The sequence below is a fragment of the Agromyces sp. CCNWLW213 genome, assembly GCF_037199545.1.
Classification (GTDB): domain Bacteria; phylum Actinomycetota; class Actinomycetes; order Actinomycetales; family Microbacteriaceae; genus Agromyces.
Genome location: NZ_JBBBDX010000008.1, coordinates 66,223 through 92,235, shown reverse-complemented (window position 1 = coordinate 92,235; position 26,013 = coordinate 66,223). Strand labels below are relative to the sequence as shown.

Genomic DNA, 26,013 nt, shown 5'->3' with positions numbered 1-26,013 from the left:
GACGACGATGCGGACGACGACGCCGACGACGATGCTGACCGTCAGGACGACGACCGCCCGGATGACGACGACCGGCAGGACGACGACGCCCGGCAGGACGACGACGCCATATCGGATCCGCCGCACCAGCGGAAGGCGGATGCTGCCCGAAGCGCCACGGAGTAACGTCAGGGCATGACGTTCAATCCGGACTCCGACATCAGCGGAGGCAGGGCCTCGCGACGCGGACGCAACACCGGCATCGCGGTCGGCGGCGGCCTCGGAGCGATCGCGCTGTTCCTGATCTCCCAGTTCCTCGGCGTCGACCTCTCGGGTCTCGTCGGCGGCGGCGAGCAGGCGCCCGCACCGACGGGCTCCGCGCTCGAGGAGTGCCAGAGCGGAGCCGACGCGAACGAGCGCATCGACTGCCGGATGGTGGGTGCCTCCGCATCGCTCGAGGACTACTGGCAGGAGGCCGCGCCGACCGTCGGGTTGGAGTACACCCCGCCGCAGGACTTCGTCCTGTTCCAGGACGCCGTCGCGACGGGCTGCGGCAACGCGTCGTCGGCGACCGGGCCCTTCTACTGCCCGCCCGACCAGACGATCTACATCGACACGAGCTTCTACGACCAGCTCGAGCAGCGATTCGGTGCCGAGGGCGGGCCGCTCGCCGAGATGTACGTGGTCGCGCACGAGTGGGGCCACCACATCCAGAACATCGCCGGCGTGCTCGACTCCACGCGCGACGGGCAGACCGGTCCCGCCTCCAATGCGGTCCGCGTGGAGCTCCAGGCGGACTGCTTCGCGGGTTCGTGGGCGGCCGCGGCTTCCAGCACCGAGGACCCGGACGGCGACCCGTTCCTCCAGCCCATCTCGCGCGAGGAGTACCAGCAGGCGATCGATGCGGCCGCCGCGGTCGGCGACGACCGCATTCAGGAGGCGACGCAGGGCCAGGTGACGCCGCACACGTTCTCGCACGGGACGAGCGAGCAGCGGATGCGCTGGTTCGAGACCGGGTTCGAGCAGGGCGTCGGCGCATGCGACACGTTCGAGGTGAGCGGGGACCAGCTGTGACACGCCGCGTCGGCGCCGTGCTCCTCGCGGTCGTCGGCGTGGTGGTCCTGGTCGTCGTCGGGTTCCTCGTCTACGCGAGCCTCGTGTTCGAGGGCGATCGCGAGGCGTCGCTCGATGCCTGGCGCTCGAACGGCGTCGAGATCACGGGCACCGACCGGTCCATCGTGATCGAGCCCACGACGGGTGCGACCGACACCGGGCTGGTGTTCATCCCGGGCGCGAAGGTGCAACCGTCGGCGTACCTGTACAAGATGGCGGGCATCGTCGAGGCGACCGGCATGACCGTCGTCATCACGGAGCCGACCCTCAACCTCGCGTTCTTCGACACGCGGCCCCTGTCGGCGTTCACCGCCGATGCACCGGACGTCGAACGCTGGTACGTGGGCGGGCACTCGCTCGGCGGAGTGCGCGCCTGCCAACTCGCCGCCGACGCCGAAGCCGACGCCGCCGCCGAGCCGGCGGTCGAAGGGCTCATCCTGTTCGGCAGCTACTGCGTCGACGACCTGTCGGACTCGGACCTGGCCGTACTGTCGATCGTCGGCGAGAACGACGGGCTCAGCACGCCCGAGGACGTCGCCGCACGCTCGGGCAACCTGCCTGACGACGCCGTCACGGTCGTGATCGAGGGCGCGAACCACGCCGCCTTCGGCGACTACGGCGACCAGCCGGGCGACGGCACGGCGACCATCGACCGGCAGACCGCGCGCGCGGAGATCGCGGACGCCGTGGCCGAGTTCGTCGAGGCGGCGCAGCCGGCGCGCTGAGGACCGGCGGCCACGCGTCAGCCCGCGACGGCGTCGGCGAGCACCCGCCCGAGCTCGGCGGGACGGGTGAGCTGCGGCCAGTGGCCGGTCGGCAGGTCGACGTAGGTGACGTCGCGGTGCGACGCCAGCTCGCGCACGAACGGCACGCCGGCGGCGATCCACTCGCCCACCTTCGCGCTCGGGAACTCGCAGCAGACGACGGTGATCGGCACCTCGAGGCGCCGCTCGTCGCGCAGGCGGAGCGGATCGCTCGCCACGGCCGCGGGCTCGGGCACCGCCCGGGCGCGGAATCGCTCGCGCAGCTCGTCGTCGAGGTCGACCAGGTCGGCCTCCTCGAAGACCGACCAGTCGGGCAGCGGGATCTCGTCGCCGACCACCGGCAGCTCGTCGTTGATGCACTGCCCGTCGGCGATCGGGGCCGCGTCGACGTAGACCACGCGCGCCACCCGTTCGGGCCGGAGGTCGGCGACTCCCTGGGCGATCGCGCCGCCGCCGGAGTGGCCGACGAGGACGACCCGGCCCTCGAGCCCGTCGACGAGTCGCACCACCGCCTCGACGTGGTCGTCGAGCCCGATGCCCGCTCGCTGGGCGTCGGCGGATTCGAGCCCGGGGAGGGTCAGCGGGTGGACCGTGTGCCCCGCGGCCTCGAGGGCCGGCGTCACCTCGCTCCATGACCTCGCGTCGAGCCAGAATCCGGGGATGAGGATGACGTCCATCCTCCGAGGCTAGGCGCGACCTCCGACACCGAGGGCCACGGGCCGCGGCGGCATCCGTCGACCGCTCGTCACCGCGAGCAGCACGATGCCCGACGCGAGCACGAGCAGCCCCGCGACGGCGGTGCCGGGCAGCTGCTCCTGCAGCACCAGCACCCCGAGGAGCGTCGCCGTCAGGGGTTCGGCGAGCGTGAGCGTCGAGACCGTGGCCGGCGCGAGGCCCCGCAGCCCGGCGCCGAAGAGCAGGTAGGCGAGGGTCGTCGTGACGAGGCCCAGCCAGAGCGCGGTCGCGAGTCCCTCGGGTGTCGTGAGCCAGGCTGCGTCCGACGACAGCAGCACCGGCAGACTCACGGCGGCAGCGACGCCGAACATGGCGCCCATGCTCGCCGAGGGCGCCCAGCCGCGGTCGAGCAGCGCCTTGCCGGCGAGCGTGTAGACCGCGTACGAGGCGCCCGCGCCGACGGATGCGGCGACGCCGAGCGGGTCCACCGCGGCGGGGCCGGTCCCCGTCGAGGCCGCGAGGACGGCGACGCCGGAGGTCGCGAGCGCGGTGGCCGCGATCCAGGCGCGGCCCGGGAAGCGCCGTCGGAGCACCCAGTCGAGCACTCCGGTGAGCACCGGCGCGGAGCCGAGCGCGACGACCGTGCCGACCGCCACGCCGTTGGCCGCCGTGCCGGCGAAGAACGCGGGCTGGTAGGCGAGCACGCCGAGCGCCCCGAGCGCGACCGCGGCCCACGCGCCGAACCGTGCGCCCACGGCGCCGGACACTCGGGCGGGTCCGGCGTGGCCGCCGGACGTCGGGGCGACGGATGTCCCGGTCGCGTCGTCCCGGCGTCCGGCGACGTGCACGGCGAGGGCGATCGCGGCGAGCGCGCCTCCGCCGATGAGGATGCGCGCCGCGCCGAGCGAGAGCGGGTCGGCTTCGGGGCCGAGCGCCTGCGCGGTGCCCGTCGTGCCGAAGCACACGGCGGCGGCGAGCACCAGGAGGACGGAGCGCATGGGGGCATTGTTCCACAATGCTCCCGGCGTGTGAACGTGCGAGGCCACCCCGGCCCCCGCGGGCGCTGGGGAGCGCGCGACGAGCCCCGCGTGCGCGGACGTGAGGATCGCCCGTGGTCGCCGCGAGGCCCGATAGGATTCCGGAGGTCGCTTCGCCGCGGCATCCGTCACGTCATCGCCGAGGGGGCGCGCGACCCGGCGCACGGGGTGCCATCCGGTTCGCGACCGGCCACCATCCCCGAGGAGGACCTGTGCGCGCCGTCATGTACCGCGGCTTCGGCGACGAGCCCGAACTCGTCGAGGTCGACCCGCCCGCGTGCCCGCCCCGCGGCGCCCTGGTGCGCGTGCGCGCCACCGGCCTGTGCCGCAGCGACTGGCACGGCTGGATGGGCCACGACGACGCCGTCGCGCTCCCGCACGTTCCGGGCCACGAGTTCGCCGGCGAGATCGCGGAGCTCGGCGCGGAGATCGACGCGGCGAGCGGATGGCGCGTCGGCGACCGCGTCACGGCGCCCTTCATCTGCGCGTGCGGCCGGTGCGACGAGTGCCGGTCCGGCAACGAGCAGGTCTGCGACGACCAGCGCCAGCCCGGGTTCACGCACTGGGGCTCGTTCGCGGAGTACGTCGTCGTCGACGAGGCCGAGCTCAACCTGATCCGGCTGCCCGACTCGCTCGGCTTCGTCGAGGCCGCCTCGCTCGGCTGCCGGTTCGCCACCGCCTATCGCGCGATCATCGCGCGCGGCCGGCTGCACCCCGGCGAGCAGGTGGCGGTGCACGGATGCGGCGGCGTCGGCCTCTCGGCGATCATGATCGCCGTCGCCGCGGGCGTGCGCGTGTACGGGGTCGACGTCTCCGACGCCGCGCTGGCGGCCGCCGCCGACCTCGGGGCCGTCCCGATCCGGGGTGGCGAGGGCGCCGCCGACCGCGTTCGCGAGGCGAGCGGCGGGGGCGTCGACCTCTCGGTCGACGCGTTCGGCAGCCCCGAGACCTCGTTCGCGTCCGTCCGCAGCCTGCGCAAGCGCGGACGCCACGTGCAGATCGGCCTCATGCTCGCCGACGACGCGACGGCCGCGATGCCGATGGACGCGGTCATCGCGGGCGAACTCGAGATCCTGGGCAGCCACGGCATGGCCGCGCACGAGTACCCCGACATGCTCGGCGCGGTCGCCTCGGGGGCGTTCCGGCCGATCGAGCTCGTCGGCCGCACGATCGCGCTCGACGAGGTCCCCGCGGCGCTCGCCGCCATGGGTCGCGCGGGAGGCGCCGGTTCGGGCATGACCGTGGTCGAGCTCTAGCGCTCAGGCCGACTCGCGCGGCACCAGCTCGACGTCCTGTCGCGGCCTCCGCGGCTGCGGCAGCCCGTCGAGCTCCGCCGCCACGCACTCGGCGAGGTAGGCGGCCTGCCGGTCGAGCGACTGCCACACCGTCGTGAGCGGCGGCGAGGCGAGGGCGGCGACGGGGATGTCGTCGACGCCCACGACGGCGAGGTCGTCCGGCACGGCGACGCCGGCGACGCGGGCGCCCGCGAGCACGGCGAGGGCGACCTCGTCGTTGTACGCGGCGACGCCGTCGATGCCGGCCGCGCGCCATGCCCGCACGGCGTCCGCCCCGGATCCCTCGTCGAGCTCGACCGGGACCACGACCGGCGGCTCGAGGCCGAGCGATGCGCACGCCTCCCGCACCCCGCCGAGGCGGCCCTCGGCGAAGGCCGCCACGCGGGGATCCGGGGTGGCCGCGTACGCGATGCGACGGCGCCCCCCGGCCACGAGCCGCTCCGCCTGCACGAGGCCGATGCGCCGCTGCGGGTCGTCCGCCGCGGCATCCGTCGTCGCACCGGGATCGGACGCGACGTCGTCGGAGGTGCCGACCACGCCGATGCCCGCCTGCCGCATCGCACGCACGTCCGCCGGGTCGAAGGGCGCGAGCCCCACGACCGTGTGCGGCGTGACGGCGCGCAGCAGGTCGGTCAGCGGCCGCTCCCCGCGCACGTGATGCACGAGCACCGACATCCCGCGCCCGGCGAGCTCGTCGGCGAGCCGGTCGATCACGGCCTCCACCGCCGACCCGACCGGCCAGTCCGGGAGCACGCACAGCACCAGGTCGCTCCGCCCGCGCCGGAGCGTGCGAGCCGCGGCCGAGGGCGCGTAGCCGAGCCGCGTGGCCGCGTCGAGCACGCGCCGCCGTGTGGCATCCGACACCGAGACGCCGGGCGTGCGGTTCAGCACGTAGCTCACCGTCGTGCGCGAGACGCCGCTCGCACGCGCCACGTCGGCACTGGTCACCTTCGCCACCGAGCCTCCCGATCCCTCGTCTGCACCCTATTGGCAGACGGAGGGAGGAGTGAGCGGCGGGCCGGCGCCGGTGTTCCCCCGAGCCCGGCGCGGACCCGGCCGCATCACCAATGTACGCCCGTCCGCGGCGGATGGCACGCCGATACGGGGAACCGTGCCGATGTCGGATATCCGGCGAGCGACGCGTATGCTGTGCTGACCCGGCGCGGTGGGCGCGCCGGTGATAGGAACGGTATTGCCCGGACTCGACCGGACCTCGTTCGCGACCTCGGACCCGGAGGCGGCGCGCGAGGCCTTCGCACCACTCGTGCCCCGCCTGCAGTTCGGGCGGGTGGACCCCGACGCCTTCCGCGTGTGGATGCGGACGCAGTCGATACCCGGGTTCTCCGTCGTCGACTACGCCTTCGAGGCGTCCGCCGCGGTCGAGGCGGGGGCCGACCAGGTGCTGGTCGTCTCGCCGACCGGACGCGGCATCGACCTCCGGCACGGCGCCCGGCCGATCGACGTCTCGCGCCCGTACATCAACGCGACGGAAGGCGTGACGGCGCGCTGGGACCACTTCGCCGCGCGTGCCGTGGTGCTCGACCGCATCCGCCTCGAGGAGGTCGCGCGATCGGTCTCGGGCCGGCCCGACCTCCGGCTCGAACCCCTCGAGCTCGCCGCGCGGAGCCCGGTGCTCGGGCGCTACTGGGACGCGGCCGTCGCGCGCGTGGCACGCGCGATGCTGGCCGCGCCGGAGGCATTCGCCGAGCCGGTCGTGGTGGAGGCCGCCTTCCACCGGCTCGCCGTCACCTACCTCAACGCCTTCCCGCTCGCCTGGGCCGACGGCGACGGCCGACGCGTGCCGGTGGGAGCGAGGTCGTCGGTCGTCCGCGCCGCGCTCGACCACCTCCACGCCCACGCCGGCGAGCCGATCACCGTGCAGCACGTCGCCGATGCGGTGCACATCTCGACGCGGGGACTGCACGCCGCATTCGTGGGCGAGACCGGGCGCTCGCCCTCCGACCACCTGCGGGGCATCCGGCTGGCCGGCGTGCGCGACGAGCTCCGCTTCGCCGAACCGGCCGAGTCGATCGCGGGCATCGCCCGCCGCTGGGGGTTCGTCCACCTGCCCCGGTTCGCCGACGCCTACCAGCGCGCGTTCGGCGAGTTGCCGTCGGAGACGCGCGGCCGGCGGCGACGGGTCGCCTGACGCAGGCCGGAGGCCGTGAGCGCCGCGCCGTGGGGCGTCAGTCGGCGGCGGCGATCCCCGCGACGTGCACGGCGGACCTCGGGATGACGGCGTCCACCTCGCGGCCCGGCTCGAGGGGAAGCCGGCGCGCGTCATGCCGGGTCAGGAGGCACGCGAGGGGGAACCCCGCGTCGAGCCGCACGCGCAGCAGGTCCGCCTCGGCTTCGACGGCGGTCACGCGAGCCGGCACCACGTTGGTCGCCTCGTCCGCGCGTCGGCTCCCGCGTTCGGCGATGCCGAGGTCGGCGGCGCGCAGGCAGACGGCCACCTCGCCCGGCATCCCGCCCCGCGGCGTCCCCACGACGAGGCGGGTCGGGCCCACGTCGACCGCGCCCGGCGAGCCGTCGACGAGCCGCCCGGTCACGATGGTGTCCATGCCGACCGCCGCGGCGACGAGCCCGTCGCCGGGCCGGTCGAACACGACGGCGGGCGGGTCGACCTGGTGGACGCGTCCGCCGATGAGCACGACCATGCGATCGCCCAGCGCGAGCGCCTCGTCGCGGTCGTGCGTCACCACCAGCGCCGGCACCCCGGTGCGCTGCACGAGCGCCCGGAGCTCGACCCGGAGCCGTCGCCGGGTCGGCTGGTCGAGGCCGGTGAAGGGCTCGTCGAGCAGCAGCAGCCGGGGCTCCGGGGCGAGCGCGCGTGCGAGGGCGACGCGCTGGGCCTCGCCGCCGGAGAGCTCGCGCACCCTGCGGCGCTCGTAGCCCGGCACGGCGCACGCCTCGAGCACCTCGGCCACGCGTCGGTCGCGCTCCGGGCGCGGCATCCGGCGCAGCCCGTACGCGACGTTCTGCGCGACATCGAGGTGGGGGAAGAGCGCGCGGTCCTGGAAGAGGACGCCCACCCGGCGTCGTCGCGCGGGCACGTGACCCCGGCCGCCGTCGTCCCACAGCACCCCGTCGGCGCGGATCACGCCGGCATCGATGCGCTCCAGGCCGGCGAGGGCGCGGATCACGGTCGTCTTCCCGGCGCCGGACGGACCGAACAGGACGGTGACGCCGGCCTCCTCGAGCCCCATCGCGAACGCGGCGTCGACGTCGCGCAGCCGGAGGTCGACGTCGAGGACGCCGTCTCGCTGCGGCATCCGCTCGACCGTCGTCATCGGCGCACCAGGAGCCCGACGCCGTGGCGCTGGATCGCGTACGTCGCCGTCAGCACGACCAGCGAGAACGCGAGCAGCGCGAGGCTCGTGCGGCCCGCGGTCTCGTAGTCGAAGGCCTGCACGGCGTCGTACACCGCCACCGAGACCGTGCGCGTCTCGCCGGGGATGTTGCCCCCCACCATGAGCACCACGCCGAACTCGCCCACGGTGTGCGCGAACGTGAGCACCGCCGCGCTCGCGAGGCCAGCGCGCGACAGGGGCAGCACGATGCGGGCGAGCGCGTGCACGCGGGAGCGGCCGAGCACCGCCGACGCCTCGAGCAGGCGCCGGTCGACGCCCGCGAACGCCGCGAGCAGCGGCTGCACGGCGAACGGCATGCTGTAGATCACGGATGCCACGAGGAGCCCGGCGAACGAGAACGCGAGCGTCGATCCGGTCGTCTCCTGCCACCACCGGCCGAACGGCGACGAGGTGCCGAGCGCGACGAGCACGTAGTAGCCGAGCACCGTGGGCGGCAGCACGAGCGGAAGCGCGACGACGGCCTCGACCACGACCGCCCAGCGCCGGCGCGTGAAGGCGAGCCACGCCGCGAGCGGCACGGCGATCACGAGCAGGATCGCGGTCGTCGCGAGGGCCAGCCTGATGCTGACGCCGATGGCCTCCCAGTCCATGTCAGTCGCCCTCCCCCTCCGCCGGGCCGTCCGGGAGCGAGAACCCGTGACGGGAGAGGATCTCCGCGCCCTCGGGGCTGAGGAGCGCCTCGCGGACGGCGCGCGCGGCCACCGGGTCCCGCGCCGACCCGAGCACCACGCCGCCCTGGTCGAGTCGCGGGTAGGCGTCGAGCGGGAGCTCGATCCAGGCGCCCACGTCGCGCAGGGGATCGGACCGGACGAGCGAGAGCGCCACGATCCCGGCGTCGGCGTTGCCGGACTGCACGAACTCGGCGGCCTGGGCGACGTTCTCGCCGTAGACGAGCTTCGGCTCGACCGCCTCGAGCACGCCCGCGCTGCGGAGCGCCTCCACGGCGGCGACCCCGTACGGCGCGTGCTCCGGGTTCGCGATCGCGACGTGCCGCACGTCGGGCGATGCGAGCGCGGCGAGGCCCTCGGACGGGTCGAGCGGGCTGTCGTCGCCGGCCCACAGCACCAGGCGTCCGACCGCGTACGGGAAGAGGTCGCCCTCGGCGGCGAGCCCCTGCTCCACGAGTCGTCGCGGGTAGGCGAGGTCGGCCGACAGGAAGACGTCGAACGGCGCGCCGTTCGAGATCTGCGAGAGGAACGTGCCCGACGAGCCGTAGCTCGTCGTCACCTCGACCTCGGGATGCGTCACGTCGAGGAGGTCGACGACCTCGTCGAGCGCGAACTTCAGGTCGGAGGCCGCTGCGACGCGGACCTCGCCCGCAGCAGGGTCGCCGGGATCGTCCCCGCTCGGGGGTGCCGCCGTGCTCGCGCACCCGGCGAGCGCGAGGACGCCGGCGGCGAGCCCCGCGACCACCCGCCGCACCCTCACTCCGCCTCGCTCGAGGAGCGCTCGACGATGACGTTCGTCGCCTTGACGAGGGCCGTCGCGAGCACGCCGGGCTCGAGTCCGAGTTCGTCGGCCGCCTCGCGGGTCATCATCGACACGACGCGGAACGGACCCGCCTGCACCTCGACCACGGCGACGAGGCGGTCGCGCTGCACGTCCGTGACGATGCCCTCGAAGCGGTTCCGAGCCGAGCTCGGCACCGCGCCGTCATCGGCGCCCCGGCGACGGTCGGCGACGAAGCGGGCGACCGTCGCGCCGTCGACGTGCAGTCGGCCACCTGCGCCGCGTTCGGCGGGCAGGCGCCCCTGGTCGATCCAGCGGCGGACCGTGTCGTCGCTCACGCCGAGGAGGCGTGCGACCTCCGGGATCCGCAATCTCGTCATGAGGGTCCAGTGTACGCCGCGGATGCGGACGGAACGCCCGTCCGTCGCCGCGGATGCGTCAGTCGCGAATCACTGGGCCGGCGTATCCTCGGCCGGCTCCATCATCGGCCGCGCCGTGGTCGGGATGGTCGTGATCTCCGGGGCCGGCGGGTTCGCAGGCGGCTGGACCGCCTCGGGCACGAATCGACTCCAATCGGAGCGCGCCAACCTCTGGCGGACGCCGTCGACCTCGATCACCCAGTGCAGTTCGTCGCCGCCGACGTAGCGTCCGGTCCGAACCTCGCTCACCCAGTCCGCATCGGTCGGCAGCCAACGGACGAGGTGGACGCGCTTGCCGGTCGGCGGTCGATTCACATCCGTCTCCATGTCGTCGTGCCCTTCCGTGCCGAGCCCGAGGCCTCAGGGGTGCGTCTCCTGCCGGGATCGCGGCGAAGCGGTCGCGGCGACCGGCATCGGGGCTCGCGGCGCCCCGTCCATCACGGCGCGCGTCGCGCAGGGCACCACCCGCGTGTGCCGGTGCAGGTCGGCCGCAGCGATGGAGATGCCCGACACCGAGTTCGCGGCGATCATCAGGCGGTCCAGCCACCGCCGGTCGAGGTCGGGCGGATGAGGAAGGTCGTACGTGGCCAGCACCCCCGCCGACGGATGCACCCAGATCTGCTGGGCGTGCTCGCCGCCGTCCGTCCACTCGAGCAGCACCGGTTCGCCCCGCCGGAGCTTGGCGACGAGGACCGCATGGAGGTGGGCGACGAGGTCGTCGTCGAGCTCGATGACGGCGAGCCCCGCGATCGTCAGGCTTCCCATGACGCACCACCGCCCCCCGTGACTCATGTCGATTGTCCCGCCGCCGGATCGGGCGGACAAGGGCTTGACGGCCGGCCGGATGGCGCGCCGGCCCGACCGGACCCGATGTCCGGTCCAGTCAAGCCCGTGTGGATTCCCCGCGCTGCGGGTAGACAGGGAGGATGGACCGGATTCACTACTCCGGCGACTCCGTGCTCACCGGTTCGGCGATCGCCGCGGCGCTGCTCGAGTACGCCAGCGCACTGGCCGACGTGCGGGCGTCGGCGACCGTCCGGATCCCGACCCGCCTCCCGGACGGCTCGATCGGGCACTCCACGGTCCTCATCGGCCCGGCCAGCGAGCTCATCGCCGACGAGGAGCCGGGCGAGCACGACGAGGTCGTCGACGAGGAGCTCGTGGCCTACCTGGTCGCCCAGACGGGAAAGCTGCGCCACCGCGCGGTGGTGGGGGAGCTGGACGACGACGGACCGCGCGTCGACGACTACTGACGCGCGTGCATCGTCCCCTCGTGCCCCGTCAGGTCATGTCGAACGGATCGAACCACGACAGGTCGACCGGTTCCGGCTCGGGGTCCGGGCTCCGCGGTTCCGGCGCGGACAGCACCTCGACGGTGAGGCTCATGCCGGGCGACACCAGCACGTTGAGTGCGCGGTCGGGAGCGGCCGCGAGCTCCATGAAGCCGCCGCCGGCCCGGACCAGTCGGGTGATGCGCCCCATGATCGCATCGGCGTCCTGCTCACCCGGAAGGGAGTACGCCCGGCCGTCGACGACGATCCTGATCACGCGCATCGCACCCCCTGGACTCATCCCGCCAGTCTGGGGGGTCGCGTCGGAAGGCAGAACGCCCTTGACCGCGGCGCCATCTGCTGCAATCACGCGCGAGCGTCGCGCGCCGAGGGGCCCGGAGACGCGAAAACCCCCGGCGAACCGGGGGTCTCACATGTGGCTCCGACCGGCATCGATCCGGTGACCTTTCGATTTTCAGTCGAACGCTCTACCAACTGAGCTACAGAGCCTCGCGGCATCGGGCCGACGGATCGGAACGGTGCCTCGATAAGGAGAAAGCCCCTTCTCTCGAAAGGGAAAGGGCTTGTCGCCTGAGCGACCCTGACGGGACTTGAACCCGCGACCTCCGCCGTGACAGGGCGGCACGCTAACCAACTGCGCCACAGGGCCTCGTAGAGAAGCTGTTCAATTGTAAACCCATCGCAGGGTGACCCCAACGGGATTCGAACCCGTGCTGCCGCCGTGAAAGGGCGGTGTCCTAGGCCGCTAAACGATGGGGCCGGAGTGTCATGCCGGGGCATGACCGCCGAGAAGACAGCATACGCATTCGGCGGCCAGATTCCAAAACGAGGGTTCGAGGCGCGCCACGCGGGGCTGAAATCCCCGGATCCGGGACGGCGCGCGCCTACGGTGACATGGCCACTGCCCGCACGGACGCACGAGCGCGGGGCCCTCGCGGTCGCGCAGATGGGGGATCATGTCGCGAGACGCAGAGCGCCGAGCACCCGGCCGCGCCGGGTCGCGGCTGCGCGCGCTCGCCGCCGCCGTCGTCCTCGTGTTCGCCGCGACCGGAGGCGTCGCCACCGACCCCGTTCCCGCCTTCGCGGCCGACTACCCGACGTGGGCGGAACTGCAGAAGGCGAAGGCCGACACGCGCGCCGCCGCCGCGGCCGTGGACCAGATCATCGCGCTCATCGCCCAGCTCGAGGAGAACGTGGCCGTCGCCCGCGCCGAGGCCGAGCGCCGCACCGAGGAACTCCTCGTCGCGCAGCAGGAGTACGACGACGCCGTCCGACGAGCCGAGGAGATCCAGTCGCAGGCCGACGCCGCCGCCGCCGAGGCTGCGGCGGCCGAGCGCAGCGCCGGCCAGGTCGCCGCGCAGCTCTATCGCACGGGCAGCACCGACCTCGGCGTGAACATGCTCATCGACGCGGGCGACTCGCGTCGCACCGACGAGCTGCTCTCGCGCCTCGGCTCCATGGAGAAGCTCGTCGAGCGGACCGGCGACATCTACGCGCAGGCGAAGGAGGCGGGCAACACCGCCCAGTCGCTCGCCGACCAGGCCGAGGTCGCCCGTGCGGAGCGCGAGAAGCTCCGCATCGCGGCCGAGAAGGCGCTCGCCGCGGCCCAGGCCGCGCAGGCCGCGGCCGAGGCGGCCCTCGCCGAGTCCGAGTCGAAGAAGATCGAGCTCGACCAGCAGTTGAAGTTCCTCCGCGACACCGAGGCCAAGACGACCGCGGCGTACGAGGAGGGCGAGCGCAAGCGCAAGGAAGAGGAGGAGCGTCGGCGCAAGGCCGAGGAGGAGCGCCGCCGGCGCGAGGCGGCCGCCGCGGCCGCCGCCGGTGGCGGCGGTGGCGGAGGCGGCGGCGGCGGAGGCGGCGGGTCCGGCTGGGCCAAGCCCGCCTACGGCTACATCTCCGGCGTCTACGGGCCTCGGCAGGTGATCTGCAGCGGCGGATACTGCACCAATCCCTTCCACTACGCGACCGACATCGCGACGGGATGCTCGGCACCCATCTACGCCGCGACGAGCGGCCGGGTCGTCTTCTCGGGCTACTCCGGCAGCTACGGCAACTTCATCAAGATCGACCACGGCGGCGGCATCTCGACCGGCTATGCCCACATCCGCTACGGCGGGCTCTTCGTGGGGTACGGCCAGTGGGTGTCCGCGGGCCAGGTGATCGCCTCGAGCGGTAGGACGGGCGCGTCGACCGGATGCCACCTGCACTTCGAGGTCTACTCCGGGTGGAGTCGCATCGACCCGCAGCCGTTCATGGCCGCGCGCGGTGTGTACCTGGGCTGACGAGGCGGGACTGCGTCGAGGCGCAGCCGTCGCCCTGCGGCGGCATCGGCGCGATCATCCCTCGAGCGTGGCGAGCGGCTCGCCGGTCTCGACGAAGTAGGTCGAGAGCATCCGGCCCGGCGCCGGGCCGAGGTCGGTCGCGTTATGGGGGACGCCCGGCGGGATCAGGAAGCCGTCGCCGGTCTCGAGCCTCAGCGGCGGTGCGCCGCGGATGTCCATCCGCACCGTTCCGCCGAGGAGGTACCCGACCTCCTCGCCCGGATGGCGGTGCCACCCCGACGAGACGCCGACGGGGATCTCGGTCAGCACCTGGACGATCTCCCGGCCGGGGATCGAGGACGCTGCTCGCTGGATCTCGTGTCGCGTCAGTCGCCCGCGGAGATCGTCCCCGGCGCTGGCGCCGGGGGCCGGATCGTCGATGGCCATGGTGTCGTTCCCTCCTCGCCGGTCGCGCCGGCTCACGTGGTCGGATGTGTCGCGCGCATCAGCGCGGCGAGTTCGGTGGCGACGAGCTCCGGCCGGTCCTCGACGAGGAAGTGACTAGCATCCACCCCGTGGCCCTGCACCTCGGCGGCCCAGGGTCGCCAGACGTCCAGGACGTCGCCGTAGAACCGCGGGAGCGCGCCGGATCCGCTCCAGAGCAGGAGGGTGGGGCAGCCGATGCGACGCCCGGCCTCGCGATCCGCGTCGTCGTCGTCGCGGTCGGCGCCGGCGCCGGCGCGATAGTCCTCGCAGACGGCCTCCAGGAAGCCCGGGTCGTCGAGGAGCCGTCGGTAGAGGGCCATCAGGTCCGGCGGGTACCGCCCGGGTGCGCGGCCGAGCCCGAGTGCGCGGACGTGGACGTCGAAGAAGGCGTCCGGCGCCGACGCGATCATCCGCTCGGGCAGGGGAGCGGGCTGGGCGAGGAAGGCCCAGTGCCAGTAGGCCAGCGCCATGCTCGCGTCGGCGCGGGCCCACACCTCTCCGGTCGGGACCACGTCGAACGCGGCCAGCGCGACGACGCGGTCCGGGTGGTCCAGGGCCATGCGGTACGCGACCCGTCCGCCGCGATCGTGGCCGGCCACGGCGAACCGGTCGAGGCCGAGCGCGTGCATCATCTGGGCGAGGTCCTCGGCCATGGCGCGCTTGGAATGGGCCCGATGGTCGGGAGTCGGTCGCGGACGGAAGGAGGCGCCGTACCCCGGGAGGTCGGCGACGACCACGGTGCAGGCATCCACGAGCGCATCGACCACGCCATGCCACATCACGTGCGTCTGCGGGTAGCCGTGCAGGAGCAGCAGCGCCGGACCGGCGCCGCCGACGCGGGCGAACACGCGCCCGCGACCGGTCGGCACCGAGTGGGATCGGAATCCGTCGAACACCAGCGCTCCTCGGGGACGGGCCGGACGCGTCAGCGGTCCGGCAGCACGGCGATGCAGTCGATCTCGATGTCGTAGCCGGGCAGTGCGACGGCCACCGTGGTCCGTGCCGGGAGGCGCGGGCCGAAGGCCTGCACGTACGCCTGGTTGAACGCCGGGAGCTGGTCGAGGTCGGCGATGAACACGCCGCAACGGATGACGTCCTCGAGGGTGGCTCCCGCGGCGTCGAGGATGTCGGCGATGTTCTGCAGCGTCGCCCGCGTCTGCTCGGCGATCGTCCCGTCGACGAACCGTCCGTCGCGCATGGGCGTCTGCCCGGACACGAACACGAATCGACCCTCGGCGATGATGGCGGGAGCGTACGGCCGCCCCGTCGATCCGTCGAGCCGCTCGAGGCTCATCGTTCCGCGTCCACGTTCGGCGATCGCCGTGCTGCGTCGCTCACCGAGCTGCGACCGAGTCGGCCGCTTCGCGGATGAGCTCGACCACACGGGCCGCCTCCGGGATGCCGACGGTGTGCGAGCCGCCCGCGAGTTCGACGGTGCGGCGCGACCCGGCGCGGTCGGCCATGAACCGATGGCTCGCGGCGGGGATGTTGCGGTCCTCCGAGCCGAAGACGAACCACGACGGGATCTCCTTCCACGCGGGTTCGCCGGATGGCTCGTTGAGCGCCGACTCCACGATGGGCCGCTGGGTCACTGCCATGACCGCGGCGTCCTCCGGCGCGGAGTCCGCGGCGAACTGCGCGTGGTACCGGTCCTGGACGATGTAGAGATCGTTTCCGGCACCGCCGAGCGGCACCGCGGCGAGCGTCTCGCCGAGCGTCCCGCCCTCGTATCGCCCGGACAGGTCCGCGGCGCTCTCACCGGTGTCGGGTGCGAATCCGCCGACGTAGACGAGGGCTCGGACGCGGGGGTCGCCGGTGGCGGCGTTCGTGATGACCGTGCCGCCGTACGAGTGACCGACGAGCACGATGTCGCCGTCCACGCCGGCGAGCAGCGCCCGGAGGTAGCCGGCGTCGGACGCGACCCCGCGAAGGGGGTTCGCGATCGCGATCACGGGGAACCCGTCGCGCAGGAGCAGGCTGATCACGCCGTTCCAGCTACTGGATTCGGCGAACGCCCCGTGGACGAGGACGACGGTCGGATGGTCGGGAGAACTGGCGGTGATGCTCACGGGAGGCTCCTCGCTCGAAGTGGTCGCGGCCACTCTCGCGCGTCACGGCGGGATCCTCGATCCGACTGGTGCGGCAGTCGCGGCGCCGCCGACGTGACACGTCGATGCCACGCTCGCATGGCACTCCGGGAGAGCGGGGCATCGCGTCGCTCAGGCCCCGGACGGCGCTTCCGCGGGCAGGGTCGCGTGCAGCACCGTGCCGCCGCCGGGAGGACTGGAGAGCGTCAGCGAGCCGCCGAGCGCCTCGACCCGATCGACGAGACCGATCAGGCCCGAGCCGCGGGACGCATCGGCTCCGCCGTCGCCGTCATCGGCAACGTCCACGTGAAGCACGCCGTCGCGGAGCTCGATGCGGACCGTCGCGCTCGAGGCCCGGGCGTGCTTGACCGTGTTGGTGAGCGCCTCGGAGACGACGAAGTAGGTCGCGACCTCCGTGTGCTCGTCCAACCGGGGCAGGTCGGCGACCACGAGCTCCGCGGCGATGCCCGATCGGCGCGCGAGCGCCCGGAGCGCGGGGCCGAGGCCGCCCTCGGAGAGGATGGCCGGATGCACGCCTCGCGACAGCTCGCGCAGCTGGTCGAGGGTCTCGCCGAGCCGGGCGAGGGAGGACTCCAGGAGGACCTCCGCCTCATCGGCCGACACGCGAAGCAGGTCCAGCGCTCGACGAAGGCCGAGGCCCATGCCGACGAGCCGTTGCTGCACCCCGTCGTGCAGGTCGCGCTCCAGCCGGCGACGTGCCTCGTCGGCGGCGTGGACGAGCCGCGCGCGGGAGTCGAGGAGCGCACGTCGCGACTCGACGTTGCCGATGGCGGTCGCGACGAGCTCGGCGAACTGCGCGATCCGCCTCTCGGTGTCCTCGGGCATCGGCGAATCGCCCAGGCTCAGCACGACGATGACTCCCCACACCCGGTTCTCCACCGTGATCGGGCCGGCCACCGCGGTCGTGACCCCGAGCTCCCGGGCCATCGCGGCGAGCGTCCCCCGCGCGCCGTCCCATCGCTCCGTGCGCGCGGGCCGGTGCGTTCGCAGGACCTCGGCGGTGGGGTTGTCGCCCGCCACGGGCAGTCGCAGGCCCAGGAAGGCGCGCATGTCGGGTTCGCCCCACGCCGCGACGACGGTGGCCGTCTCGTCGCTCTCGTAGCGGAGCATGGCCGCCGCCTCCACATCGAGGAGCCGCGCGACCTCCTCGAGGATGGCGTCGAGGATGTCGACCCAGCCGCCCCGTGCGACCAGGGTCGCCACACGGCGAAGGGCCGCCTGCTCGTCGAGGAGCGCATGCACGGCCGTCCGGGCATCCACGTTCGACAAGGCGAGCGAGACCAGCTCGGCGAACTTGCTCATCCGCGCCTCCGTGTCCGGCGGCAGCCCGGAGTCCGCCGAGCCGACGACCATGGCGCCCCACAGCCGGCCGTCCACGTGGATCGGCGCGCCCACCGCACTCCGCATGCCGGCCGAGCGCTGCACCTCGGCGATCGGGCCCTCCGCGGAGTCGTAGTCGTCGACGCGTGCCGTGCGGCCCGTGGCGAGGATCCGTCCGGTCACGCTCGTGCCCCTGGCCGGCAGCCGCGTCCCGATCGGGAGTCCGGCCTGGAGCGGGCCCCAGCTCGCCACGAACGTCGCGGTCTCGTCCGGTTCGAACCTGAGCATCTTCGCCCCCTGCACGCCGACGAGCCGGCCGAACTCCTCCGCGACGGCCGCGAAGACGTCGTACGGCGCGGCGGACTTCGCGACCAGCTCCGCCACTCGCCGGAGCGCGGCCTGTTCCGCGACGACCGTCTCGAGCTCGCCCCGGGTCGCCGCGTTCGCGACGGCCGCGGCGATGAGCTGGGCCAGGCCCTCGAGCCGCGACTCGGCTCCGTCCGGCACCTCCGCCGCCGGGCCGTGCACGAAGAGCGCTCCCCAGGTCCGGTCGTCCAGGCGGATCGGCACGCCGATGGAGGAGCGGGCGCCGAGGCGTCCGGCGAGGGTGGGGGCGTCGGGGTCCGGGTCGGCGTCCGGACGGATGTCGCGCACCGCCTCCCCCCGCTCGAGCAGCTCCCGGGTGAGCGGATCCACCTCGAGCGGCCAGCCGTCGAGCACCACCGACGGTGCTCCGGGCGACGTCCACGCCGCCTGGACGCGGACGTCGGCCCCCGCCTCGAGCCGCAGCACGGCCACGTACCGGGCATCCATCACGCCCGCGGCGTACCGGGCGACGATCTCGAGCACGGCGCCCGGCGACGCGCCGCCCGCGATCAGTTCCGCGGCGGCGCGCAGCGCCTCGCGCTCATCGGCGACGTGGTCGACCGGCCGTTCCGCGTCCATCCCGACCTCTTTCCGCGGTTGCCGTCGCGTCGGGTCGGGGCCAGACTGGCACGGATGGCAGGGAACTGGCGGTGAACGCCGAGCCGCCGCCGCGGGTGCTGATCGCCGACGACGAGCTGCTGTTCCGTGACGGACTGGCGCTCCTGCTGGGTCGCTCCGGCTTCGAGGTGGTGGACGCGGTCGGCGACGCCGAGGCCCTCGAGCACCGGATCGCCGAGACGGCGTGCGACCTGGTCATCGTCGACATCCGCATGCCCCCGACGAACACGACCGAGGGGATCGTCGCCGCGAAGCGGATCCGGGCGGCCCGGCCGGAGGTGCCGGTGCTCGTGCTCTCCTCGCACCTCGAGGTCGAGCACGCGCTCGACCTGCTCGCGGGCGGGGTGGGCGTCGGGTACCTGCTCAAGCAGCGCGTGACGGCGCTCGAGGACTTCACCGCGTCCCTGCACCGTCTCCTCGACGGCGAGACGGTGATCGATCCTGCGCTCGTCCAGGAGCTGCTCCAGGCCCGGCGGGTCTCAGACCCGCTCGCCGCGTTGACGCCGCGCGAGCGGGACGTGCTGGAGCGGATGGCGCACGGACGGTCGAACCGCGGGGTCGCGAGGGAGCTCCACCTCACAGAGGCGAGCGTCGAGAAGTACGTCCACCGGATCCTCGGCAAGCTCGGGTTGTCGGCCGACGGCGACGGCGACCATCGTCGCGTCCTCGCGGTGCTGGCCTTCCTCGACTGGGCGGGTTCGCATCGCTGAACCCACGACGAAGGGGGCGAGCCGTGGGGCTCGCCCCCTTCGTGCGTGCAGCGGATGCCGCGGCATCCGCTCGACTCAGTGACCCGGGTAGGCCTCGATCGCCTTGGCGATGAGCGACTCGGCCTCGGCGGCGTTCGCCCAGCCCTCGGTCTTGACCCACTTGCCGGGCTCGAGGTCCTTGTAGTGCTCGAAGAAGTGCTCGATCTCCTTCCTGGTGTACTCGGGGATCGAGTCCACGTCCTGGATGTGGTCCCAGCGCGGGTCGCCGGCGGGCACCGCGATGACCTTGGCGTCGCCGCCGCCGTCGTCGGTCATGTGGAAGACGCCCACGGGCCGGACCTTCACGCCCACGCCCGGGAACAGGGCGTACTGGGTGAGCACGAGCACGTCGAGCGGGTCGCCGTCGTCGCCGAGCGTGTTCTCGAAGAAGCCGTAGTCGGTCGGGTAGACGAAGTTCGTGTAGAGCACGCGGTCGAGGAAGACCCGGCCGGTCTCGTGGTCGACCTCGTACTTGTTGCGGCTCCCCTTGGGGATCTCGATGACGGCGGCGTACTCGCCCATGCTGTTCTCCTCGTGTGGCGGATGGCGCGGCCCGCGCCCGGATGGCCGGAATAAGGTTACGTGATGGCCCCGGAGCGCCGACCACGGCTCACGCCGCCGATCGCCGACGTGCGACGCGCGGTGCGCGGGGTCCTCGTGCCCGAGGGTCGACGAGGCGACGGAGTCGCCGTCCCGAGACCCGGGAGCGAGGATCTCGAGCCGGGCTCCGCCCCCATCGATCCCCGCACGGCACCACTCGCGCTCGTCGCGCTGTCGGGCGGGGCCGACTCGCTCGCGCTCGCCGCGGCGACCGCGTTCGAGGCGCCGCGCGCCGGCTGGCGGGCGGGCGCGGTGGTCGTCGACCACGGGCTCCAGCCCGGGTCGACCGAGCAGGCGGATGCCGCGGCATCCGTCGCTCGCGACCTCGGGCTCGACCCCGTGCTGGTCCGCCGGGTCGACGCGAGCACGATGCCGGGCGGCCCCGGCCCGGAGGGCGCCGCGCGCGCCGCCCGGTACGCCGCCCTCGACGCGGCCGCGGACGCGGCCGGAGCCGCCCTCGTGCTGCTCGGCCACACTCTCGACGACCAGGCCGAGACCGTCCTGCTCGGGCTCGCGCGCGGATCGGGCGCGGCGAGCCTCGCGGGCATGGCGCCCCGATCTGGCCGCTACGCCCGCCCGCTGCTCGCGATCCGGCGCTCGGCGACGCGGCGGGCGTGCCTCGACGCGGGCCTCGCGCCCTGGGACGACCCGCACAACGCCGACCACGCCTACGCGCGGGTCCGGGTTCGCGAGCGCGTGCTGCCCCTGCTCGAGGCCGAACTCGGCCCGGGCGTCGCCGAGGCGCTCGCGCGCACCGCCGACCAGCTCCGCGAGGACGAACAGGCCTTCGCCGACCAGATCGACGAGTTCATCGAGGAGATCTGCGAGCCCGCCGAGGCCGGCATCGCGGTCAGCGTCGGCGTGCTCGCCGCGAACCCCGCCGCCCTGCGGCAGCGCATCATCCGCCACGTCGTCGCGAGCGAGTTCGGCGTCGCCCTGACGCGTCGGCAGACGCTCGAGGTCGCGCGGCTCGTCACCGACTGGCGCGGGCAGGGACCCATCGACCTGCCCGGATGCCGCGCGGCCCGGGCGGGCGGGCGCATCGAGTTCACGGCGCGCTGACGACTAGGCTCGTGGCATCCGTTTCGCCCAGATGCCACAGGAGGAGCCGGGGATGGATTCGCGCGAGATCGAGGCCGACCTGACCGAGGTGCTCGTCACCGAGCAGCAGATCCGCGAGAAGCTCGCCGAGCTCGCCCGCCGCATCGAGGCCGACTACGCCGGGCGCGACCTGCTGCTCGTGGGCGTGCTGAAGGGCGCGGTCATGGTCATGGCCGACCTGGCCCGCGAGCTCCGCTCGCACGTGACCATGGACTGGATGGCGGTGTCGTCGTACGGCGCGGGCACGCAGTCGTCGGGCGTCGTGAAGATCCTGAAGGACCTCGACAGCGACCTCTCCGGTCGCGACGTGCTCATCGTCGAGGACATCATCGACTCCGGCCTCACCCTCAGCTGGCTGCTCGGCAACCTGCACTCGCGCGGGGCCGCGTCGATCGAGATCTGCGCGCTGCTGCGCAAGCCGGATGCCGCCAAGGTCGAGGTCGACGTCAAATACCTCGGCTTCGACATCCCGAACCGGTTCGTGGTCGGGTACGGGCTCGACTACGCCGAGCGGTACCGCAACCTGCGCGACGTCGCCATCCTGGCGCCGCACGTCTACAGCTAGGCCGACGAGGCGTCCGGGAGCCGTCGCATGGGGGAGCGCGGGCGCCGGAGCCGGGTGCGCGACGCGGGCGATGCCTTCGCGAGCAACTGGCGCAACGCCGACCTGCGCCGCGCCCAGCTGAGCTTCCTCGGCGCGTGGACGGCCGAGTGGGCCTTCACCGTCGCGCTCGGCATCGTCGCGTACCGCGACGGGGGCGCCGCGGCCGTCGGGCTCGTCGGACTGCTCCGAATGATCCCGTCCGCGATCTTCGCCCCGCTCCTGTCTCCCATCGCCGACCGCGGCCGCCGCGAGCGGGTCCTCATCCTGGTGTCCGTCGTGCGCGGCGCGGCGACGGGGGCGGCGGCCGTCGTGGTCGCCGTGTCGGGTCCCACGGCCGTCGTGTACGCGCTCGCCGTCGTCTCGACGATCGCGGCGACCCTGTACCGGCCGGCGCACTCCGCCCTGCTGCCGTCGCTGAGCCGAACCGGATTCGAGCTCGCCAGTGCCAACATGGTCCGCGGGCTGCTCGACTCGGCGGCGACGATCGCCGGCCCGCTGCTCGCCGCGGTGCTCCTGCAGTTCACGGGCGTGGACGTCGTGTTCGCCGTCGCCGCGGGCGCCTCGTTCGCCGCGGCCGCCCTGCTGGTCGGACTGCGCTACGAGGCGCCGCCGCGCCCGCCGGCGCCGAGCCGGCCGCGAATCCTCGGCGAGGCGGCGGAGGGACTCCGGGCGGTCGCGCAGGACCGCGACCTCGTGCTGATCCTGGCCCTCGCAGCGGCGCAGGCGCTCACGCGCGGCGCGCTCACCGTCCTGTCCGTGGTCGTCGCGATCGAGCTCCTGGGCACCGGCGAGCCGGGGGTCGGCGCGCTCATGACGGCCGTCGGGGTCGGCGCGGTGCTGGGCTCGCTCGGCGCCTCGCTGCTCGTCGGCACCAGGCGGCTCGGCGCGTGGTTCGCCGTCGGCGTGGGGCTCTGGGGCCTGCCGCTCGCGCTCGTGGGCGTCTTCCCGCAGCAGGCGGTCGCCCTCGTGCTGCTCTCGTTCGTCGGCGTGGGCAACGCACTCGTCGACGTCGCGGGGTTCACGCTCATCGGCCGACTCGCTCCCGACGCCGTGCTCGCCCGGGTCTTCGGGGTGCTCGAGAGCATGGTCGCGGTGTTCGTCGGCCTCGGCGGCGTCGTCGCCTCAACCCTCATCGGATGGCTCGGCATCGAGCCGGCGCTCATCGCGATCGGGCTCGTGTGCCCCGTCCTCGCGGCGGCCTCGTGGTGGCGCCTGCGCCGGCTGGACCGATCCGTGGCGGTGCTCGACCTCGATATCGGCCTGCTGCGCAGCGTCGACATGCTCTGCACGCTTCCCCTCCCGTCCATCGAGCAGCTGGCGCGGGGGCTCCAGCCCGTGTCCGTGGCATCCGGGGCCACCGTCTTCGCTCAGGGCGATCCGGGCGACCGGTACTACGTGATCGAGTCGGGCGAGGTCGACGTGGTCCACGACGGGAACGTCGTCGCCTCGCTCGGACCGGGCGACGGGTTCGGCGAGATCGCGCTCCTCCGTCCGACGGGCCGGATGGCCACCGTGGTCGCGCGGAGCGACCTGCGGCTGCAGTCGCTCGCATCCGACCGGTTCCTGCCCGTCGTGCTCGGGTACACGCCGAGCGCCGTGCAGGCGTCCTCGACCGTCGACGGCATCCTCGCCCAGTACGAGCCCGAGGAGCGGTCCGGCGACGCCCCGACGGGCTCGTGAGCGCGATGGCGCCTGCCGGGGCTGCGCGCTTTCAGCGAACAGGGAGCCGACCTCCAGCGGGCAACGGGTAGCCTGCTAGCACCATGAACATGAAGAAGATCCTGCGCGGGCCGGTCATCTACATCCTGCTGGCCATCGTGGCGGTCTGGATCGGGTCGAGCCTCATCACCCAGTCGGGCTTCCGGGAGGTCTCCACCCAGCAGGGCCTGGAGCTCCTCGAGGAGGGCAAGGTCCAGGAGGTGAAGATCGTCGACGGCGAGAACCGCGTCGACCTCACCCTCGCCGAGGCCGAGGAGGACCTCGGCACGCAGGTGCAGTTCTACTACGTCACGCCGCGCGGCGTGGACGTGCTGGCCGCGGTCGACCGGGCCGACCCCGAGGGCGGGTTCGACGACGAGGTGCCCCAGCCGAGCTGGTTCCTCTCGCTCCTCGGCATCCTCCTGCCGCTCGTGCTCATCGGCCTCTTCTTCTGGATCATCCTCTCGGGCATGCAGGGCGGCGGGAACCGCGTCATGCAGTTCGGCAAGTCCAAGGCGAAGCTCGTCTCGAAGGAGAGCCCGAAGGTCACCTTCGACGACGTCGCGGGCGCCGACGAGGCCATCGAGGAACTCCATGAGATCAAGGACTTCCTGAAGGACCCGGCCAAGTTCCAGGCGGTGGGGGCGCGCATCCCCAAGGGCGTGCTGCTCTACGGCCCTCCCGGCACCGGCAAGACGCTCCTCGCGCGCGCCGTCGCGGGCGAGGCGGGCGTGCCGTTCTACTCGATCTCCGGGTCGGACTTCGTCGAGATGTTCGTCGGCGTCGGTGCGAGCCGCGTGCGCGACCTGTTCGACCAGGCCAAGCAGAACGCACCCGCGATCATCTTCGTCGACGAGATCGACGCCGTCGGCCGGCACCGCGGCGCGGGCCTCGGCGGCGGCCACGACGAGCGCGAGCAGACGCTGAACCAGCTGCTGGTCGAGATGGACGGCTTCGACCCCAAGACCAACGTCATCCTCATCGCGGCGACGAACCGTCCCGACATCCTCGACCCGGCCCTGCTGCGCCCGGGGCGCTTCGACCGCCAGATCGGCGTCGACGCCCCCGACCTCAAGGGCCGGCACCGGATCCTCGAGGTGCACTCCAAGGGCAAGCCGCTCGCCAAGGGCGTCGACCTCGAGGTGCTCGCGCGCAAGACGCCGGGGTTCACGGGTGCCGACCTCGCGAACGTGCTCAATGAGGCGGCGCTGCTGACCGCGCGCTCCAACGCGCAGCTCATCGATGATCGCGCCCTCGACGAGGCCGTCGACCGCGTGATCGCCGGGCCCCAGCGCCGCTCCCGCGTCATGAAGGACAAGGAGAAGCTCATCACGGCCTACCACGAGGGCGGACACGCGCTCGCGGCGGCGGCGATGAACTACACCGACCCCGTGACGAAGATCACGATCCTGCCGCGCGGTCGCGCCCTCGGCTACACGATGGTGCTGCCCCTGGAGGACAAGTACTCCGTCTCGCGCAATGAGCTGCTCGACCAGCTCACCTACGCGATGGGCGGCCGCGTAGCCGAGGAGATCGTGTTCCACGACCCCTCGACGGGCGCCTCGAACGACATCGAGAAGGCCACCGCCACCGCGCGGAAGATGGTGACCGAGTACGGCATGAGCGCGACGGTCGGGGCCGTGAAGCTCGGGCAGTCGCAGGGCGAGGTGTTCCTCGGCCGCGACATGGGCCACCAGCGCGACTACTCGGAGGAGATCGCCGAGCGCGTCGACGCCGAGGTGCGCACGCTCATCGAGCAGGCGCACGACGAGGCGTGGCAGGTGCTGAACGACAACCGCGACATCCTCGACCGCCTCGCGGCCGAGCTGCTCGAGCACGAGACGCTCGACCACAACCAGATCGCCGAGATCTTCGCGAACGTCAGGAAGCTCCCGCCGCGGCCGCTCTGGCTCTCGAGCGAGAAGCGTCCCGTCTCCGACCGGCCGCCCATCCGCTTCCCGCACCAGAAGGCGCCGATCGACCAGGGCGCCGTCGACGGCGGCGTCGACTCGGGCACGCCGGTCGAAGAGGCCAAGGCGTCGCGCACGCCGAGCTCGAAGCCGCGTCCCGCGACGGCCTAGCCGCCGCCGGCGCGTGAGGAGGGTGCCATGACGGGCGTCGACACGGCCCGCGTCGAGCGTGCCGTTCGCGAACTGCTCCTCGCGATCGGCGAGGATCCCGGGCGACCGGGACTCGAGCGCACGCCGCGGCGGGTCGCCGAGGCGTACGCCGAGTTCTTCAGCGGGGTCGGCGCCGACCCCCGGGTGCACCTGCTCGACTCGGTGCCGACCGGGTCGACGGATGCCGGCGAGCCGGCCGATTCCGATGTGGTGCTTCTGCGCGACGTCGGCTTCCGCTCGATGTGCGAGCACCACCTGCTGCCGTTCAGGGGCGTCGCCCACGTGGCGTACCTGCCCGGAGAGAAGATCGTGGGCCTCAGCCGGATCCCGGCCGTCGTCGAGACCGTGGCGAGTCGTCCGCAGGTGCAGGAGCGGCTCACCGAGCAGATCGCCGACGCGCTCGACGCCGGCCTCGGGCCCCGCGGCGTGCTCGTCGTGCTCGACGCCGAGCACGGCTGCGTGACGGCCCGGGGCGCCCGGCAGGAGCGCAGCTCGACGGTCACGGTCGCGAGCCGCGGTGCGCTCGCCGACCCGGCCGCGCGCGCCGAGGTCATCGCGCTCATCGGAGCCGGCCGCGGTGACTGA

Annotated in this window: 28 protein-coding genes and 3 tRNA genes; 12 read left to right on the top strand and 19 right to left on the bottom strand. The window is 73.5% G+C overall.

Annotation, left to right across the window (positions count from 1 at the left end; genetic code table 11):
* Positions 1-174 precede the first annotated feature (174 nt).
* Both ypfJ and WBQ80_RS14515 read left to right on the top strand, forming a co-directional pair.
* The gene (gene ypfJ / locus WBQ80_RS14520; protein ID WP_336571818.1) at positions 175-1,053 is read left to right on the top strand and encodes a KPN_02809 family neutral zinc metallopeptidase; all 879 of its coding nucleotides are present in this window, start codon (positions 175-177) and stop codon (positions 1,051-1,053) included.
* Positions 1,050-1,817, top strand: a complete 768-nt coding sequence (locus tag WBQ80_RS14515) for an alpha/beta hydrolase (protein ID WP_336571819.1) — start codon at positions 1,050-1,052, stop codon at positions 1,815-1,817. Before ypfJ ends, WBQ80_RS14515 begins: the two co-directional genes overlap by 4 nt.
* 17 nt (positions 1,818-1,834) lie before the next feature.
* Here the strand turns inward: WBQ80_RS14515 and WBQ80_RS14510 are convergent, their stop codons facing one another.
* The gene (locus WBQ80_RS14510; protein ID WP_336571820.1) at positions 1,835-2,533 is read right to left on the bottom strand and encodes an alpha/beta fold hydrolase; all 699 of its coding nucleotides are present in this window, start codon (positions 2,531-2,533) and stop codon (positions 1,835-1,837) included.
* Positions 2,534-2,542: 9 nt separating this feature from the next.
* Positions 2,543-3,529, bottom strand: a complete 987-nt coding sequence (locus WBQ80_RS14505; RefSeq protein WP_336571821.1) for an EamA family transporter — start codon at positions 3,527-3,529, stop codon at positions 2,543-2,545.
* Between the two features lie 251 nt (positions 3,530-3,780).
* On the opposite strand from WBQ80_RS14505, the gene WBQ80_RS14500 reads away from it, so the two are divergent.
* Entirely contained in the window at positions 3,781-4,824 is a 1,044-nt protein-coding gene (locus WBQ80_RS14500; protein WP_336571822.1) for a zinc-dependent alcohol dehydrogenase family protein, read from the top strand.
* A gap of 3 nt (positions 4,825-4,827) precedes the next feature.
* On the opposite strand, the gene WBQ80_RS14495 is transcribed toward WBQ80_RS14500, so the two are convergent.
* The gene (locus tag WBQ80_RS14495) at positions 4,828-5,811 is read right to left on the bottom strand and encodes a LacI family DNA-binding transcriptional regulator (protein WP_336571823.1); all 984 of its coding nucleotides are present in this window, start codon (positions 5,809-5,811) and stop codon (positions 4,828-4,830) included.
* 244 nt (positions 5,812-6,055) lie between these two features.
* Here WBQ80_RS14495 and WBQ80_RS14490 point away from each other — a divergent pair, with 244 nt between their 5' ends.
* Entirely contained in the window at positions 6,056-7,012 is a 957-nt protein-coding gene (locus WBQ80_RS14490; RefSeq protein WP_336571824.1) for a helix-turn-helix transcriptional regulator, read from the top strand.
* A gap of 37 nt (positions 7,013-7,049) precedes the next feature.
* Here the strand turns inward: WBQ80_RS14490 and WBQ80_RS14485 are convergent, their stop codons facing one another.
* From WBQ80_RS14485 to WBQ80_RS14460, 6 genes are all read right to left on the bottom strand, one after another.
* Positions 7,050-8,138, bottom strand: coding sequence for an ABC transporter ATP-binding protein (locus tag WBQ80_RS14485; RefSeq protein WP_336571825.1), 1,089 nt, complete (start codon positions 8,136-8,138; stop codon positions 7,050-7,052).
* 14 nt (positions 8,139-8,152) lie between these two features.
* Positions 8,153-8,827 carry a molybdate ABC transporter permease subunit gene (gene modB / locus WBQ80_RS14480; protein WP_336571826.1) on the bottom strand — a complete coding sequence of 225 codons (675 nt, stop codon included), beginning with the start codon at positions 8,825-8,827 and terminating at the stop codon, positions 8,153-8,155.
* A gap of 1 nt (position 8,828) precedes the next feature.
* Complete coding sequence (gene modA / locus WBQ80_RS14475) at positions 8,829-9,650, bottom strand: molybdate ABC transporter substrate-binding protein (protein ID WP_336571827.1); 822 nt, start codon at positions 9,648-9,650, stop codon at positions 8,829-8,831.
* Positions 9,651-9,661: 11 nt separating this feature from the next.
* Complete coding sequence (locus WBQ80_RS14470; protein WP_336571828.1) at positions 9,662-10,066, bottom strand: TOBE domain-containing protein; 405 nt, start codon at positions 10,064-10,066, stop codon at positions 9,662-9,664.
* A 69-nt stretch (positions 10,067-10,135) separates the two neighbouring features.
* A complete protein-coding gene (locus tag WBQ80_RS14465; RefSeq protein WP_336571829.1) occupies positions 10,136-10,432 on the bottom strand; it encodes a hypothetical protein in 297 nt (98 codons plus the stop codon).
* Between the two features lie 33 nt (positions 10,433-10,465).
* Positions 10,466-10,870: a DUF7882 family protein gene (locus tag WBQ80_RS14460; protein ID WP_336571830.1), complete on the bottom strand. Its 405-nt coding sequence runs from the start codon at positions 10,868-10,870 to the stop codon at positions 10,466-10,468.
* Between the two features lie 161 nt (positions 10,871-11,031).
* On the opposite strand from WBQ80_RS14460, the gene WBQ80_RS14455 reads away from it, so the two are divergent.
* Positions 11,032-11,358 (top strand): hypothetical protein, encoded by a 327-nt coding sequence (locus WBQ80_RS14455; protein WP_336571831.1) that lies wholly within the window; start codon positions 11,032-11,034, stop codon positions 11,356-11,358.
* Positions 11,359-11,386: 28 nt separating this feature from the next.
* Here the strand turns inward: WBQ80_RS14455 and WBQ80_RS14450 are convergent, their stop codons facing one another.
* From WBQ80_RS14450 to WBQ80_RS14435, 4 genes are all read right to left on the bottom strand, one after another.
* Positions 11,387-11,677 (bottom strand): hypothetical protein, encoded by a 291-nt coding sequence (locus WBQ80_RS14450; protein WP_336571832.1) that lies wholly within the window; start codon positions 11,675-11,677, stop codon positions 11,387-11,389.
* 136 nt (positions 11,678-11,813) lie between these two features.
* Positions 11,814-11,886, bottom strand: a tRNA-Phe gene (locus WBQ80_RS14445).
* Between the two features lie 86 nt (positions 11,887-11,972).
* Positions 11,973-12,046: transfer RNA gene (locus WBQ80_RS14440), tRNA-Asp, on the bottom strand.
* Between the two features lie 38 nt (positions 12,047-12,084).
* Positions 12,085-12,157, bottom strand: a tRNA-Glu gene (locus tag WBQ80_RS14435).
* Positions 12,158-12,353: 196 nt separating this feature from the next.
* Between WBQ80_RS14435 and WBQ80_RS14430 the strand changes: the two genes are divergently transcribed.
* Positions 12,354-13,679, top strand: a complete 1,326-nt coding sequence (locus WBQ80_RS14430; protein WP_336571833.1) for a M23 family metallopeptidase — start codon at positions 12,354-12,356, stop codon at positions 13,677-13,679.
* Between the two features lie 54 nt (positions 13,680-13,733).
* On the opposite strand, the gene WBQ80_RS14425 is transcribed toward WBQ80_RS14430, so the two are convergent.
* The 5 genes from WBQ80_RS14425 to WBQ80_RS14405 all read right to left on the bottom strand — a co-directional run bounded on the left by WBQ80_RS14425 (position 13,734) and on the right by WBQ80_RS14405 (position 18,517).
* Positions 13,734-14,105: a cupin domain-containing protein gene (locus tag WBQ80_RS14425; RefSeq protein WP_336571834.1), complete on the bottom strand. Its 372-nt coding sequence runs from the start codon at positions 14,103-14,105 to the stop codon at positions 13,734-13,736.
* 32 nt (positions 14,106-14,137) lie between these two features.
* A complete protein-coding gene (locus WBQ80_RS14420) occupies positions 14,138-15,040 on the bottom strand; it encodes an alpha/beta fold hydrolase (RefSeq protein WP_336571835.1) in 903 nt (300 codons plus the stop codon).
* Between the two features lie 29 nt (positions 15,041-15,069).
* Complete coding sequence (locus WBQ80_RS14415; RefSeq protein WP_336571836.1) at positions 15,070-15,438, bottom strand: RidA family protein; 369 nt, start codon at positions 15,436-15,438, stop codon at positions 15,070-15,072.
* 40 nt (positions 15,439-15,478) lie between these two features.
* Positions 15,479-16,213, bottom strand: coding sequence for an alpha/beta fold hydrolase (locus tag WBQ80_RS14410; protein WP_336571837.1), 735 nt, complete (start codon positions 16,211-16,213; stop codon positions 15,479-15,481).
* A gap of 150 nt (positions 16,214-16,363) precedes the next feature.
* Positions 16,364-18,517 (bottom strand): sensor histidine kinase, encoded by a 2,154-nt coding sequence (locus WBQ80_RS14405; RefSeq protein WP_336571838.1) that lies wholly within the window; start codon positions 18,515-18,517, stop codon positions 16,364-16,366.
* Positions 18,518-18,588: 71 nt separating this feature from the next.
* On the opposite strand from WBQ80_RS14405, the gene WBQ80_RS14400 reads away from it, so the two are divergent.
* A complete protein-coding gene (locus WBQ80_RS14400; protein WP_336571839.1) occupies positions 18,589-19,266 on the top strand; it encodes a response regulator transcription factor in 678 nt (225 codons plus the stop codon).
* Positions 19,267-19,341: 75 nt separating this feature from the next.
* Here WBQ80_RS14400 and ppa read toward each other — a convergent pair whose 3' ends face one another.
* A complete protein-coding gene (ppa, locus tag WBQ80_RS14395; protein ID WP_336571840.1) occupies positions 19,342-19,827 on the bottom strand; it encodes an inorganic diphosphatase in 486 nt (161 codons plus the stop codon).
* A gap of 63 nt (positions 19,828-19,890) precedes the next feature.
* Between ppa and tilS the strand changes: the two genes are divergently transcribed.
* The 5 genes from tilS to folE all read left to right on the top strand — a co-directional run bounded on the left by tilS (position 19,891) and on the right by folE (position 26,013).
* Positions 19,891-20,967: a tRNA lysidine(34) synthetase TilS gene (gene tilS, locus WBQ80_RS14390; protein ID WP_336571841.1), complete on the top strand. Its 1,077-nt coding sequence runs from the start codon at positions 19,891-19,893 to the stop codon at positions 20,965-20,967.
* A gap of 52 nt (positions 20,968-21,019) precedes the next feature.
* Positions 21,020-21,571 carry a hypoxanthine phosphoribosyltransferase gene (gene hpt / locus WBQ80_RS14385; protein ID WP_336571842.1) on the top strand — a complete coding sequence of 184 codons (552 nt, stop codon included), beginning with the start codon at positions 21,020-21,022 and terminating at the stop codon, positions 21,569-21,571.
* A gap of 27 nt (positions 21,572-21,598) precedes the next feature.
* Positions 21,599-23,290, top strand: a complete 1,692-nt coding sequence (locus WBQ80_RS14380) for an MFS transporter (protein ID WP_336571843.1) — start codon at positions 21,599-21,601, stop codon at positions 23,288-23,290.
* 83 nt (positions 23,291-23,373) lie between these two features.
* A complete protein-coding gene (gene ftsH, locus WBQ80_RS14375; RefSeq protein ID WP_337282589.1) occupies positions 23,374-25,389 on the top strand; it encodes an ATP-dependent zinc metalloprotease FtsH in 2,016 nt (671 codons plus the stop codon).
* A 27-nt stretch (positions 25,390-25,416) separates the two neighbouring features.
* Entirely contained in the window at positions 25,417-26,013 is a 597-nt protein-coding gene (gene folE / locus WBQ80_RS14370) for a GTP cyclohydrolase I FolE (protein ID WP_336571846.1), read from the top strand.